Here is a 13,017-nt window from a genome sequence, read left to right on the forward strand (position 1 = left end):
ATAATCACTCGCGTGATTATTTACCTTTTAGATTTGCTTTCTTCAATGCAGACTCATACTGACTTGACATCATCAGAGTTTGCACTTGAGCCATAAAGTCCATGATAACGACAACCACGATTAAGAGGGAAGTACCACCAAAGTAAAAAGGTACTTTCATTGCGTCACGCATGAACTCCGGGATTAGGCAGATAAAGGTAATATAAAGAGCGCCGACTAATGTTAATCGTGTCATTACCTTATCGATGTACTTGGCCGTTTGCTCTCCCGGACGAATTCCTGGTACAAATGCACCGGACTTCTTCAGGTTATCTGCTGTTTCTCTTGGGTTGAAAACCAACGCAGTATAGAAGAAACAGAAGAAGATGATCGCAGAGGCATAAAGCAACACATATAACGGTTGTCCAGGCTGTAAGTACATAGATACTGTAGTCAGCCAGTCCCAACCAGTTCCATCACCAAACCAAGACGCTATTGTACCCGGGAATAGTATGATACTGGAAGCAAAAATTGCAGGAATTACACCCGCCATATTCACTTTTAACGGTAAATGTGTACTTTGTGCAGCGTAGACACGGCGTCCTTGTTGGCGTTTAGCGTAGTTTACGACGATACGACGTTGACCACGTTCCATAAACACTACAAAGAAAGTTACCGCGAATACTAATACCGCAACCAACAGCAACAGGAGGAAGTGCAGATCGCCTTGCCGAGCTTGCTCGATGGTATGGCCAATAGCCGGCGGGAGACCCGCAACGATACCAGCGAAGATAATAATTGAAATACCGTTACCGATACCTCTTTCAGTTATCTGCTCACCTAACCACATAAGGAACATAGTCCCTGTGACTAAGCTAACAACTGCCGTGAAGTAGAATGGGAGGCCTGGATCAAGAACTAATCCCTGCATCCCTGGCATATTCGGTAGACCCATTGCAATACCAATAGATTGGAATATTGCTAATACCAGAGTACCCCAGCGAGTATATTGGCTTATCTTCCGACGACCTGCTTCTCCTTCCTTCTTGATCTCTGCTAATCGTGGGTTAACCACAGATAATAACTGGACAATGATCGATGCCGAAATATACGGCATGATACCCAGAGCAAAGATAGAAGCACGGCTAAGAGCACCACCAGAGAACATGTTAAACATTTCAATGATGGTGCCTTGTTGCTGTTCGAGCAATTTGGCAAGCACAGTGGCATCAATACCAGGGATTGGAATAAAAGAACCAATTCGGAAAACAATTAGCGCCCCAATAACAAACAAAAGTCTGCGTTTTAGTTCGCCAGCTCCACCTTTGGCACTTTGGAAATCTAATCCTGGTTGTTTAGCCATCTGTCACTTATTCCTCAATTTTACCGCCGGCAGCTTCGATTGCAGCGCGAGCACCTTTAGTAACACGAAGGCCACGTACAGTAACTGCACGATTCACTTCGCCAGACAGAATAACTTTTGCGTATTCAATCTGGATGTCAATAACGTTCGCGGCTTTCAGTGCGTTCAGATCAATAACATCGCCTTCAACAGAAGCAAAATCAGACAGACGGATTTCCGCAGTGATCATTGCTTTACGTGAAGTGAAACCGAATTTCGGTAAACGACGGTATAAAGGCATCTGGCCACCTTCGAAACCACGACGTACGCCACCGCCAGAACGAGACTTCTGACCTTTGTGACCACGGCCGCCGGTTTTACCCAGACCAGAACCGATACCACGACCTACGCGTTTAGGCGCGTGCTTGGCACCTTCAGCCGGAGACAGAGTATTTAAACGCATCTCTTACTCCTCAACTTTAACCATGTAGGAAACCAAGTTGATCATACCACGGACAGCAGGAGTATCCTCGCGCTCTACTGTATGACCAATGCGACGCAGACCTAAACCGACCAGTGTTGCCTTGTGTTTCGGCAGACGACCGATTGAACTGCGAACTTGTGTAATTTTAATAGTCTTAGCCATGGCTGATTACCCCAGAATTTCTTCGACGGATTTTCCACGCTTAGCTGCGACCATTTCTGGAGACTTCATGCTGTCTAAAGCATCCAGTGTTGCACGAACCACGTTGATTGGGTTAGTGGAACCATAGGTTTTAGCCAGTACGTTGCGAACTCCAGCTACCTCTAAAACAGCACGCATTGCACCACCGGCAATAATACCGGTACCTTCGTGAGCAGGTTGCATAAACACGCGAGAACCGGTGTGTGTACCTTTCACTGGGTGGAATAATGTGCCGTTGTTTAGAGCAACGGTTTTCATACTGCGACGGGCTTTTTCCATCGCTTTCTGGATTGCTGCCGGAACTTCGCGCGCTTTGCCGTAACCAAAACCAACGCGACCGTTACCATCACCAACTACAGTCAGTGCGGTAAAGCTGAAAATACGGCCACCTTTAACGGTTTTAGCTACGCGGTTTACCGCGATCAGCTTTTCCTGCAGTTCGCCAGCTTGTTTTTCGATGTGAGACATCTTACACCTCTACCTTAGAACTGAAGGCCAGCTTCACGGGCAGCATCTGCCAGTGCCTGGACTCTACCATGATATTGGAAACCAGAACGGTCAAAAGCAACAACAGTGATGCCTTTTTCCAGTGCACGCTCAGCAATTAATTTACCAACTGCTGCTGCTGCATCTTTGTTTCCAGTGAATTTCACTTGCTCATTGATAGCTTTTTCTGTAGTAGAAGCGGCAACCAATGTTTCAGAACCGTTAGGTGCAATAACCTGCGCATAAATATGGCGTGGAGTACGATGTACCACCAGGCGAGTCGCACCCAACTCTTGGATCTTGCGGCGTGCGCGGGTCGCACGACGGATACGAGCTGCTTTCTTATCCATAGTGTTACCTTACTTCTTCTTAGCCTCTTTAGTACGCACGATTTCATCGGCGTAACGAACACCTTTACCTTTATAAGGCTCAGGACGACGGTAAGCACGCAGTTCTGCCGCTACTTGACCAATCACTTGCTTATCCGCACCTTTCAGTACGATTTCAGTTTGTGTTGGACATTCAGCAGTAATGCCTGCTGGCAGTGCGTGTTCAACCGGATGCGAGAAACCTAAAGACAAGCTTACTGCATTGCCTTTGATTGCTGCACGGTAACCAACACCGACCAGTTGAAGTTTTTTGGTGAAGCCTTCGGTAACACCGATAACCATTGCATTCAGCAGTGAGCGAGAAGTACCCGCTTGTGCCCATGCATCAGCAAAACCTTCGCGCGGAGCGAAAGTTAAGTGGCCATCTTCATGTTTAACTTCAACTGCATTATGGATAGTACGAGTAAGCTCGCCGTTTTTACCCTTGATCGAAATAACCTGACCGTTGAGTTTTACCTCTACGCCGGCAGGAATGACGACGGGTGCTTTTGCCACACGAGACATTCTTTCCTCCCGAATTAAGCTACGTAGCAGAGAATCTCGCCACCAAGACCAGCTTGGCGAGCTGCACGATCAGTCATGACACCTTTAGAGGTAGAAACAACAGCGATACCTAAGCCAGCCATAACTTGTGGCAGCTCATCTTTTTTCTTATAGATGCGCAGACTTGGGCGGCTTACACGCTGGATGCTTTCTACGACAGCCTTACCTTGGAAATAACGTAAAGTCAGTTCCAATTCTGGCTTGATGTCGCCTTCAATTTTAAAATCTTCAATATAACCTTCTTCCTTCAGCACTTTGGCAATCGCCACTTTCAGCTTGGAGGAAGGCATGGTGACCGCAACTTTATTCGCGGCCTGACCGTTACGGATACGGGTCAGCATATCCGCGATGGGATCTTGCATGCTCATCTGTCTTTACTCCCGTGATTCAATATGGTGACAATTACCAACTAGCCTTTTTAAGGCCCGGGATTTCACCGCGCATAGCGGCTTCACGGACTTTAATACGGCTCAGACCAAATTTCCGCAGGAAACCATGCGGACGCCCAGTTTGACGGCAGCGGTTACGCTGACGAGAAGGACTTGAATCACGTGGCAGTGTTTGCAGCTTGAGAACAGCGTCCCAGCGATCTTCATCAGATGCTTTAACATCAGAGATGATAGCTTTCAGTTCTACGCGTTTTGCGAAGAATTTCTCAGCTAATTTAGCACGCTTAACATCACGCGCTTTCATAGATTTCTTAGCCATGAGTAACCTGCCTTACTTGCGGAACGGGAAGTTGAACGCTGCTAACAGTGCGCGACCTTCATCATCAGATTTCGCAGTAGTGGTGATAGTAATATCTAAACCACGTACACGATCCACTTTATCGTAATCGATTTCAGGGAAGATGATTTGTTCACGTACACCCATGCTGTAGTTACCGCGACCATCGAAAGACTTAGCGGACAAGCCACGGAAGTCACGAATACGTGGTACAGCAATAGAAATCAGACGCTCAAGGAACTCCCACATGCGTTCGCCACGCAGAGTTACTTTACAGCCGATTGGATAGCCCTGACGGATTTTGAAGCCTGCAACAGATTTGCGTGCTTTGGTGATCAATGGTTTTTGACCAGAGATTGCTGTTAAGTCAGCTGCTGCGTTATCCAGCAGTTTTTTATCAGCGATCGCTTCACCAACACCCATATTCAGGGTGATCTTCTCGACCCGAGGGACTTGCATGACAGAAGTGTAGTTAAACTCAGTCATGAGTTTATTAACTACTTCGTCTTTATAGTAATCATGCAGTTTCGCCATCGTATACTCCAAAAATTACTTGATAGTTTCACTGTTAGATTTGAAGAAACGGACTTTTTTGCCGTCTTCGAATCTAAAGCCTACACGGTCAGCCTTGCCAGTTGCCGCGTTAAAGATTGCAACGTTAGAAACTTGAATAGCCGCTTCTTTTTCAACGATGCCACCTGGTTGGTTCAGAGCCGGAACTGGCTTCTGATGTTTTTTAACCAGATTGATACCTTCAACGATAACTTTACTAGAAGAAATAACCTGCTTTACTTTACCGCGCTTACCTTTGTCTTTCCCAGTTAGCACGATAACTTCGTCATCACGACGGATTTTCGCTGCCATAGTTCGCTCCTTAGAGTACTTCAGGTGCCAGAGAGATAATTTTCATAAACTTCTCATTACGAAGTTCACGAGTTACCGGCCCAAAAATACGCGTACCGATTACTTGCTCACTGTTATTGTTTAATAACACACAAGCATTACCATCGAAGCGAATGACAGAACCGTCAGGGCGACGTACACCCTTCTTGGTGCGCACCACTACCGCTTTCAGGACATCACCCTTTTTAACTTTACCGCGTGGAATTGCTTCCTTAACAGTAATTTTAATGATGTCGCCTACATGTGCATAGCGACGGTGCGAGCCACCTAGAACCTTGATACACATTACGCGACGTGCACCGGAGTTGTCGGCCACGTTCAGCATAGTCTGTTCTTGGATCATTTTAGTGCTCCGCTAAATGTCAACTACTACTGAGCCACCTCATTATGAAGAGGCCGTTCAAATATACCCATACTACGAGGGCGCGGCATTATAACACCACATCTTCGTGTTGGACAGGAAAAAATAAACGGCTCGATCAAAAAGAGCCGTTTATTCATCACGAAAAATCTATTCTATTACAGAACAGCTTTTTCTACAACGCGAACTAAGGCCCAAGACTTAGTCTTAGACAGTGGACGAGTTTCGCGGATTTCTACCACGTCACCAATTCCACATTCATTGTTCTCGTCATGTACGTGCAATTTAGTCGTACGACGGATGAATTTACCATACAGAGGGTGTTTCACCATACGCTCGATAGCAACAACAATAGATTTCTCCATTTTGTCACTAACTACACGACCTTGCAGAGTACGGATTTTATCGTTCATTACGCACCTGCCTTCTCAGTCAGTAAAGTCTTCACGCGTGCGATATCACGACGCACTTGTTTCATTAGATGAGACTGTTGCAGCTGACCACTCGCAGCCTGCATACGTAAGTTAAATTGCTCACGTAACAGGTTTAAAAGTTCAGCGTTCAGCTCTTCTACGCTTTTTTCGCGCAGCTCTTGTGCTTTCATTACATCACCGTCTTAGTTACAAAGGTGGTTTTGATAGGCAGTTTCGCTGCTGCCAGAGAGAATGCTTCACGAGCCAGCTCTTCAGGCACACCGTCCATTTCATACAGGACTTTACCAGGCTGAATTAAGGCAACCCAATATTCTACGTTACCTTTACCTTTACCCATACGAACTTCGAGTGGCTTTTCAGTGATTGGCTTGTCTGGGAATACACGAATCCAGATTTTACCTTGACGCTTAACAGCACGGGTCATAGCACGACGTGCCGCTTCGATCTGACGTGCAGTCAGACGACCACGGCCAACAGCTTTAAGACCGAAAGTGCCGAAGCTAACATCCGTACCTTGCGCCAGACCACGGTTGCGGCCTTTGTGCACCTTACGGAATTTTGTACGCTTTGGTTGTAACATAGCGACGCTCCTTACTTGCGGCCTTTACGCTGCTGCTTTTTAGGTTGAGCAGCTGGTTTCTCAGCTTGTTCAACTGCAGCCATACCACCCAGAATCTCACCTTTGAAGATCCATACCTTAACGCCGAGAACACCATAAGTGGTGTGCGCTTCTGAAGTGTTGTAATCGATGTCAGCACGTAATGTGTGCAGTGGCACACGGCCTTCACGATACCACTCGGTACGAGCGATTTCAGCACCGCCTAAACGGCCACTGACTTCAACTTTGATACCTTTAGCGCCCAGACGCATTGCGTTCTGTACTGCACGCTTCATAGCACGACGGAACATAACACGACGTTCCAGCTGTGAAGAGATGCTGTCAGCAACTAATTTAGCGTCCAGTTCTGGTTTACGAACTTCGGCGATATTGATTTGCGCAGGAACACCAGCGATATCCGCTACTGTTTTACGCAGTTTTTCAACGTCTTCACCTTTCTTACCGATAACGATACCTGGGCGAGCAGTGTGAATAGTCACACGGATGCTTTTAGCAGGACGCTCGATTACGATGCGTGAAATTGACGCTTTTGCCAATTCTTTATTCAAGTACTGGCGTACTTTAAAGTCGCTGTCTAGGTTGTCAGCGAATTCATTAGTATTCGCATACCAAGTAGAGTTCCAAGGTTTGACAATACCCAGGCGAATACCATTAGGATGTACTTTCTGACCCATTGCTAGTCTCCAGAGTCTCAGCGATCGGACACAACCACAGTAATGTGGCTGGTGCGCTTAAGAATACGATCTGCACGGCCTTTCGCACGCGGCATGATGCGTTTCATAGTTGGACCTTCGTCTACGAAAATTTTCGCAACTTTCAGGTCATCAATGTCAGCGCCATCGTTTTGCTCTGCGTTAGCAATAGCAGATTCCAGTACTTTCTTCACTAAACCAGCAGCTTTCTTGTTGGTGTAGGTCAGAATTTCCAGAGCTTGCGACACTTTCTTACCGCGAATCAGGTCGGCTACTAAGCGAACCTTCTGGGCAGAAGAACGAGCGTGGCGATGCATAGCTAAAGTTTCCATCTCTTCCTCCTATCCTTAACGTTTCTTAGCTTTCTTATCTGCCGCGTGGCCGCGATAAGTGCGAGTCGGTGCGAATTCACCCAGTTTGTGACCAACCATTTCGTCGGTTACGAATACTGGAACATGCTGACGACCATTATGGACAGCGATGGTCAATCCGATCATATTAGGAAAGATCGTTGAACGACGGGACCAAGTCTTGAGAGGCTTCTTGTCTCCGCTTTCCACCGCTTTCTCTACCTTCTTCAGCAAGTGCAGGTCAATAAAAGGACCTTTCTTGAGAGAACGTGGCATGGCTTATCCTCTAATTATTTTTTAGAACGATGACGTACGATGAATTGATCAGTACGCTTGTTACTACGAGTTTTCTTACCTTTGGTCTGAACGCCCCATGGTGTTACTGGGTGTTTACCAAAGTTACGGCCTTCACCACCACCATGTGGATGGTCAACTGGGTTCATCGCAGTACCGCGAACGGTAGGACGAATACCACGCCAGCGGCTAGCACCAGCTTTACCAAGAACTCGTAACATGTGTTCAGCGTTACCAACTTCACCTAAGGTTGCACGGCAATCAGCTAAAACTTTACGCATTTCACCAGAACGCAGACGCAGGGTGACATAAGCACCATCACGAGCAACGATTTGAGCGTAAGTACCTGCTGAACGCGCTAACTGACCACCTTTACCTGGTTTCAGTTCGATGTTATGAACTGTAGAACCAACAGGGATGTTGCGCATTGGCAGTGCGTTACCAGCTTTGATAGCTGAATCAACGCCAGATTGAATCTGGTCACCAGCTTTCAGGCCTTTTGGTGCAAGAATATAACGACGTTCACCGTCTTTATATAGTACCAGTGCAATGTTCGCAGAACGATTTGGATCATATTCCAAACGTTCAACAACTGCAGGGATACCGTCTTTGTTGCGTTTGAAGTCAACTAAACGATAATGCTGCTTATGGCCACCACCGATATGACGGGTAGTGATACGGCCATTGTTGTTACGACCACCGGATTTGCTGTTTTTTTCTAACAGCGGAGCATAAGGCTTACCCTTATGCAGCTCAGGGTTAACCACTTTAACAACGTGGCGACGGCCCGGAGACGTAGGTTTACATTTAACAACTGCCATTGTTCTTTACTCCTCCGACTTACTCTGCGCCGCTAACGAAGTCCAGATTCTGGCCTTCTTTCAGCGTAACGTAAGCTTTTTTCCAGTCACTACGACGACCAGAACGCTGACCGTGGCGTTTAGTTTTGCCTTTTACCAGCAAAGTGTTAACACCTTCAACTTCAACTTCAAACAGTTTCTGTACAGCAGCTTTGATTTCTGCTTTAGTTGCGTCTTTTGCAACTTTGAGAACGATGGTGTTGCTTTTTTCCATCGCTGTAGAAGCTTTTTCAGATACGTGCGGCGCGCGCAGTACTTGTAGCAGACGTTCTTCACGGATCATGCCAGCATCTCCTCAACTTGCTTCACAGCATCAGCAGTCATAACCACTTTGTCGAAAGCAATCAGGCTAACTGGGTCGATACCTGCTGCATCACGAACGTCAACCTTGTACAGGTTACGTGCTGCTAAGAACAGATTTTCATCTAATTCAGCAGTGATGATCAGAACATCTTGCAGAGCCATATCTTTCAGTTTCTGTGCCAGCAGCTTAGTTTTAGGTGCTTCTACAGAGAACTGTTCGACAACGATCAGACGATCTTGACGTACCAATTCAGACAGGATGCTTTTCAGAGCACCACGGTACATCTTCTTATTAACTTTTTGACTGTGGTCCTGTGGTTTAGCTGCGAAGCTAACACCACCAGAGCGCCAGATTGGGCTCTTGATTGAACCAGAACGTGCACGGCCTGTGCCTTTTTGACGCCATGGTTTTTTACCAGAACCAGAAACTTCAGCACGAGTTTTCTGAGCACGAGTACCTTGACGAGCACCAGCTGCATACGCAACAACTACTTGGTGAACAAGCGCTTCATTGAAATCACGCCCGAAGGTAGTTTCGGAAACAGTCAGCGCGCTTTGCGCGTCTTTCATTACCAATTCCATTCCTATCTCCTCGACGTTAAGCCTTGACAGCCGGTTTTACGATCAGGTTGCTACCAGTTGCTCCTGGAACAGCACCTTTGACCAGCAGCAGGTTGCGCTCAGCGTCAACACGTACTACATCTAAGCTTTGAACAGTTACACGTTCATTACCCAGTTGGCCTGCCATTTTCTTGCCTTTGAACACTTTGCCCGGAGTCTGGTTCTGACCGATAGAACCCGGAACACGGTGAGACAAGGAGTTACCGTGAGTAGCATCTTGAGTACGGAAATTCCAGCGCTTAACTGTGCCGGCAAAACCTTTACCTTTAGATGTACCAGTAACGTCGACTTTTTTAACGTCAGCGAAAATTTCAACGCTAATGCTTTGACCTACGTTAAACTCAGTACCTTCTTCAGTACGGAATTCACGCAGAATGCGGCCAGCTTCAACGCCAGCTTTAGCGAAATGACCTGCTTCAGGCTTAGTTACACGGTTAGCTTTTTTGCTACCAGTAGTAACCTGAATTGCATTGTAACCGTCAGTTTCTGCAGTTTTAACCTGAGTAACGCGGTTATTTTCAATTTCGATAACAGTTACAGGGATGGAAACGCCATCTTCAGTGAAGATACGAGTCATACCCACTTTCTTACCGACTAAACCAATCATTGTTTCAACCTCTCAATCGTTCGACGACCTGATTAACCCAGGCTGATCTGCACGTCAACGCCGGCAGCCAGATCCAGACGCATCAGAGCATCAACGGTCTTCTCGGTTGGCTCAACGATGTCAACCAGACGTTTGTGAGTGCGAATTTCGTACTGATCACGCGCGTCTTTGTTAACGTGCGGAGAGATCAGAACGGTAAAACGCTCTTTACGTGTCGGCAGCGGGATAGGACCACGTACTTGCGCACCAGTGCGCTTAGCAGTCTCTACGATTTCCGCAGTTGATTGATCGATTAAACGATGATCAAAAGCTTTCAGGCGGATACGGATTCTTTGGTTCTGCATGAGACCAGAGCTCCAACTATTTTATAAACGTAAATGATTACTCCTCGCACCCATTTCGATTGATAGGGGAGTGTAATCGTTCTTGATGTAACCCCCATATCGGGAGTATTGTCTAAATGAGCAACAAATCGTTGACTCAATACTGAGATTTCAGTCCTAAAATTTAGGGCTTACTCATCAGTAAGCCCGCGCATTATACGTAATTTATTGCGAAACGCAAGCAATCGGGGAAAATATGTGCGAATTTTCTGATGTGCAAATTTAGCAGATATAAAAAAGGCCCATCACTGAGCCTAATTACGTTTTCGCCAGTCATACAAAACTATTCTTCGATAACTTGTGCCTGAAGATAGTTTTGAATACCTAAACGTTTGATCAATTCAAGCTGAGTTTCAATCCAATCTATGTGATTTTCTTCATCTGCAAGAATCTCTATCATTAAGTCTCGACTAACATAATCATGAATTGAATCCGCATAACTAATGGCTTCTTTTAAATTTTTGGCGCCATCAAGTTCTAATTTCAAATCTGAAGCAAGCATCTCTTCGACATCTTCACCAATGTTTAGCTTACCTAGATCTTGTAGATTCGGAATACCTTCGAGAAATAAAATACGCTCAATGTACTTATCCGCATGTTTCATTTCATCAATCGATTCGTGATATTCCATTTCATTGAGTTTAGTCAGTCCCCAATTTTTAAACATTCGGGCATGTAGAAAATATTGATTAATTGCAACAAGTTCATTGCCCAGCAATTTATTTAAGTGGGCTATCATTTTTTTATCGCCTTTCATTTTTATCCTCCATCGCTTCCAGTCCTATAAGTGTAGTACTGAAATTGATGATATGAATAATATTTACACAGTTATCTGCGTGGCGAATTTTAACAAAACAATAGAGGGGTATATGAAAGGGTTATGCAACGTGTTCAATACATTGCTCTTCAAGATGCTGAAGTTCTTCCTGTAAAATCTCGCGCGTTTGTCGGATACATTTTCCGCATTCGCGCCCTACTGGCAAAATCTGACGTAGCCCTTTCAAAGAGGTGACGTGATATTTACGCGCCACGTTCTTGATTTGTTTATCAGTGATTGCTTCACAAAGGCATACATACATGATCATTTACCTGCACAAATTACATACAGCAAGTTTAAATGAAAATGATTGGCATTTCAATTATCATTAATTGCAATATTTAAAAAATAAAATAAATTAATGAGCTATATAAAAACAAAAAGGACGTCCTGAGACGTCCCTTTTTCTGTGGTTCTTTCTTATTCAGAAAGAGCGGTATTATGCAATGATTCTTGCAACAACACCCGCACCTACAGTACGACCACCTTCACGGATTGCGAAACGTAAACCATCATCCATCGCGATTGGGTGAATCAGAGTCACGATCATGTTGATGTTGTCGCCTGGCATTACCATCTCTACGCCTTCTGGCAGTTCGATAGTACCGGTTACGTCAGTTGTACGGAAGTAGAACTGTGGACGGTAGCCTTTGAAGAATGGAGTATGACGACCACCTTCATCTTTGCTCAGAATATAAACTTCTGATTCGAATTGGGTGTGTGGCTTGATTGAACCTGGTTTAGCCAGTACTTGACCACGTTGAATTTCTTCACGCTTAGTACCACGCAGCAGAACACCAACGTTCTCACCCGCACGACCTTCGTCCAGCAGTTTACGGAACATTTCAACGCCAGTACAAGTTGTTTTAGCCGTTGCTTGGATACCAACGATTTCAACTTCTTCACCAACTTTGATGATACCACGCTCAACACGGCCTGTTACTACTGTACCACGACCAGAGATTGAGAATACGTCTTCGATTGGCAGCAGGAATGGCTTGTCAATTGCACGCTCTGGTTCTGGGATGTAAGAATCCAGGTAGCCTGCTAATTCAACAATTTTCGCTTCCCACTCTGGGTTGCCTTCCAGCGCTTTCAGTGCTGAACCGCGAACAACTGGAGTGTCGTCGCCTGGGAAATCGTATTGAGACAGAAGTTCACGAACTTCCATTTCAACTAATTCTAACAGTTCTTCGTCGTCTACCATGTCACATTTGTTCAGGAAAACGATGATGTAAGGAACACCTACTTGGCGACCTAACAGGATGTGCTCACGAGTTTGTGGCATTGGGCCATCAGTCGCAGCAACAACCAGAATTGCACCGTCCATCTGCGCAGCACCAGTGATCATGTTTTTAACATAGTCGGCGTGACCTGGGCAGTCTACGTGTGCGTAGTGGCGAGTTGGAGTGTCATATTCTACGTGAGAAGTAGAAATGGTGATACCACGCGCTTTTTCTTCTGGTGCGTTATCGATTTGGTCGAATGCACGAGCGTTACCGCCGTAAGTTTTAGCCAGAACAGTAGTGATTGCTGCTGTCAGGGTAGTTTTACCATGGTCAACGTGGCCGATTGTACCAACGTTAACGTGCGGTTTTGAACGTTCAAATTTTTCTTTAGACA

23 protein-coding genes and 2 pseudogenes are annotated in these 13,017 nt (G+C 45.7%); all 25 read right to left on the reverse strand.

Annotated elements, in window-relative coordinates:
- Window positions 1-16: 16 nt before the first annotated feature.
- On the reverse strand, window positions 17-1,342 hold the full coding sequence (gene secY / locus GKR74_RS07570) for a preprotein translocase subunit SecY (RefSeq protein ID WP_006657025.1): 1,326 nt from the start codon (window positions 1,340-1,342) through the stop codon (window positions 17-19).
- A 7-nt stretch (window positions 1,343-1,349) separates the two neighbouring features.
- Window positions 1,350-1,784 (reverse strand): 50S ribosomal protein L15, encoded by a 435-nt coding sequence (rplO, locus tag GKR74_RS07575; RefSeq protein ID WP_006657024.1) that lies wholly within the window; start codon window positions 1,782-1,784, stop codon window positions 1,350-1,352.
- Window positions 1,785-1,787: 3 nt separating this feature from the next.
- Window positions 1,788-1,967 carry a 50S ribosomal protein L30 gene (gene rpmD / locus GKR74_RS07580; protein WP_006657023.1) on the reverse strand — a complete coding sequence of 60 codons (180 nt, stop codon included), beginning with the start codon at window positions 1,965-1,967 and terminating at the stop codon, window positions 1,788-1,790.
- Window positions 1,968-1,973: 6 nt separating this feature from the next.
- Window positions 1,974-2,474, reverse strand: a complete 501-nt coding sequence (rpsE, locus tag GKR74_RS07585; RefSeq protein WP_006657022.1) for a 30S ribosomal protein S5 — start codon at window positions 2,472-2,474, stop codon at window positions 1,974-1,976.
- Window positions 2,475-2,488: 14 nt separating this feature from the next.
- On the reverse strand, window positions 2,489-2,842 hold the full coding sequence (rplR, locus tag GKR74_RS07590) for a 50S ribosomal protein L18 (protein WP_006816326.1): 354 nt from the start codon (window positions 2,840-2,842) through the stop codon (window positions 2,489-2,491).
- Between the two features lie 9 nt (window positions 2,843-2,851).
- Complete coding sequence (gene rplF, locus GKR74_RS07595; RefSeq protein WP_006657020.1) at window positions 2,852-3,385, reverse strand: 50S ribosomal protein L6; 534 nt, start codon at window positions 3,383-3,385, stop codon at window positions 2,852-2,854.
- A gap of 14 nt (window positions 3,386-3,399) precedes the next feature.
- On the reverse strand, window positions 3,400-3,792 hold the full coding sequence (gene rpsH / locus GKR74_RS07600) for a 30S ribosomal protein S8 (RefSeq protein WP_004907134.1): 393 nt from the start codon (window positions 3,790-3,792) through the stop codon (window positions 3,400-3,402).
- Window positions 3,793-3,826: 34 nt separating this feature from the next.
- Window positions 3,827-4,132: a 30S ribosomal protein S14 gene (gene rpsN / locus GKR74_RS07605; RefSeq protein ID WP_004265458.1), complete on the reverse strand. Its 306-nt coding sequence runs from the start codon at window positions 4,130-4,132 to the stop codon at window positions 3,827-3,829.
- A 12-nt stretch (window positions 4,133-4,144) separates the two neighbouring features.
- Complete coding sequence (rplE, locus tag GKR74_RS07610) at window positions 4,145-4,684, reverse strand: 50S ribosomal protein L5 (protein ID WP_006657019.1); 540 nt, start codon at window positions 4,682-4,684, stop codon at window positions 4,145-4,147.
- Between the two features lie 15 nt (window positions 4,685-4,699).
- Entirely contained in the window at window positions 4,700-5,014 is a 315-nt protein-coding gene (rplX, locus tag GKR74_RS07615; protein WP_004265452.1) for a 50S ribosomal protein L24, read from the reverse strand.
- 10 nt (window positions 5,015-5,024) lie between these two features.
- Window positions 5,025-5,396, reverse strand: coding sequence for a 50S ribosomal protein L14 (gene rplN, locus GKR74_RS07620; RefSeq protein WP_004265449.1), 372 nt, complete (start codon window positions 5,394-5,396; stop codon window positions 5,025-5,027).
- A 176-nt stretch (window positions 5,397-5,572) separates the two neighbouring features.
- Window positions 5,573-5,827: a 30S ribosomal protein S17 gene (rpsQ, locus tag GKR74_RS07625; protein WP_006657018.1), complete on the reverse strand. Its 255-nt coding sequence runs from the start codon at window positions 5,825-5,827 to the stop codon at window positions 5,573-5,575.
- The gene (gene rpmC / locus GKR74_RS07630; protein WP_006657017.1) at window positions 5,827-6,018 is read right to left on the reverse strand and encodes a 50S ribosomal protein L29; all 192 of its coding nucleotides are present in this window, start codon (window positions 6,016-6,018) and stop codon (window positions 5,827-5,829) included. The genes rpsQ and rpmC overlap by 1 nt, the downstream gene beginning before the upstream one ends.
- Window positions 6,018-6,428 (reverse strand): 50S ribosomal protein L16, encoded by a 411-nt coding sequence (gene rplP, locus GKR74_RS07635; RefSeq protein ID WP_004926449.1) that lies wholly within the window; start codon window positions 6,426-6,428, stop codon window positions 6,018-6,020. The genes rpmC and rplP overlap by 1 nt, the downstream gene beginning before the upstream one ends.
- An 11-nt stretch (window positions 6,429-6,439) precedes the next feature.
- The gene (gene rpsC, locus GKR74_RS07640) at window positions 6,440-7,141 is read right to left on the reverse strand and encodes a 30S ribosomal protein S3 (RefSeq protein ID WP_004907131.1); all 702 of its coding nucleotides are present in this window, start codon (window positions 7,139-7,141) and stop codon (window positions 6,440-6,442) included.
- A gap of 2 nt (window positions 7,142-7,143) precedes the next feature.
- Window positions 7,144-7,491, reverse strand: a pseudogene (gene rplV / locus GKR74_RS07645) (50S ribosomal protein L22).
- Window positions 7,492-7,506: 15 nt separating this feature from the next.
- Window positions 7,507-7,785, reverse strand: a complete 279-nt coding sequence (rpsS, locus tag GKR74_RS07650) for a 30S ribosomal protein S19 (protein ID WP_004265426.1) — start codon at window positions 7,783-7,785, stop codon at window positions 7,507-7,509.
- A 14-nt stretch (window positions 7,786-7,799) separates the two neighbouring features.
- Window positions 7,800-8,624 (reverse strand): 50S ribosomal protein L2, encoded by an 825-nt coding sequence (gene rplB, locus GKR74_RS07655; protein WP_006657016.1) that lies wholly within the window; start codon window positions 8,622-8,624, stop codon window positions 7,800-7,802.
- A gap of 19 nt (window positions 8,625-8,643) precedes the next feature.
- Window positions 8,644-8,946 carry a 50S ribosomal protein L23 gene (gene rplW / locus GKR74_RS07660; RefSeq protein WP_006657015.1) on the reverse strand — a complete coding sequence of 101 codons (303 nt, stop codon included), beginning with the start codon at window positions 8,944-8,946 and terminating at the stop codon, window positions 8,644-8,646.
- Window positions 8,946-9,548 (reverse strand): annotated as a pseudogene (gene rplD / locus GKR74_RS07665) (50S ribosomal protein L4); the annotation flags it as partial. The pseudogene rplD and the gene rplW, both read right to left, overlap by 1 nt.
- Before the next feature lie 16 nt (window positions 9,549-9,564).
- A complete protein-coding gene (gene rplC, locus GKR74_RS07670; RefSeq protein ID WP_036955911.1) occupies window positions 9,565-10,194 on the reverse strand; it encodes a 50S ribosomal protein L3 in 630 nt (209 codons plus the stop codon).
- 32 nt (window positions 10,195-10,226) lie between these two features.
- A complete protein-coding gene (gene rpsJ, locus GKR74_RS07675; RefSeq protein WP_001181005.1) occupies window positions 10,227-10,538 on the reverse strand; it encodes a 30S ribosomal protein S10 in 312 nt (103 codons plus the stop codon).
- A gap of 322 nt (window positions 10,539-10,860) precedes the next feature.
- Entirely contained in the window at window positions 10,861-11,334 is a 474-nt protein-coding gene (bfr, locus tag GKR74_RS07680) for a bacterioferritin (protein ID WP_036955915.1), read from the reverse strand.
- Window positions 11,335-11,455: 121 nt separating this feature from the next.
- Complete coding sequence (gene bfd / locus GKR74_RS07685) at window positions 11,456-11,656, reverse strand: bacterioferritin-associated ferredoxin (protein WP_154603129.1); 201 nt, start codon at window positions 11,654-11,656, stop codon at window positions 11,456-11,458.
- 177 nt (window positions 11,657-11,833) lie between these two features.
- Window positions 11,834-13,017 (reverse strand): elongation factor Tu (gene tuf, locus GKR74_RS07690; protein ID WP_154601249.1); only part of this gene is annotated, 1,184 nt, incomplete at its 5' end.

The organism is Providencia sp. wls1914 (assembly GCF_009706645.1).
GTDB classification, from domain to species: domain Bacteria; phylum Pseudomonadota; class Gammaproteobacteria; order Enterobacterales; family Enterobacteriaceae; genus Providencia; species Providencia zhijiangensis.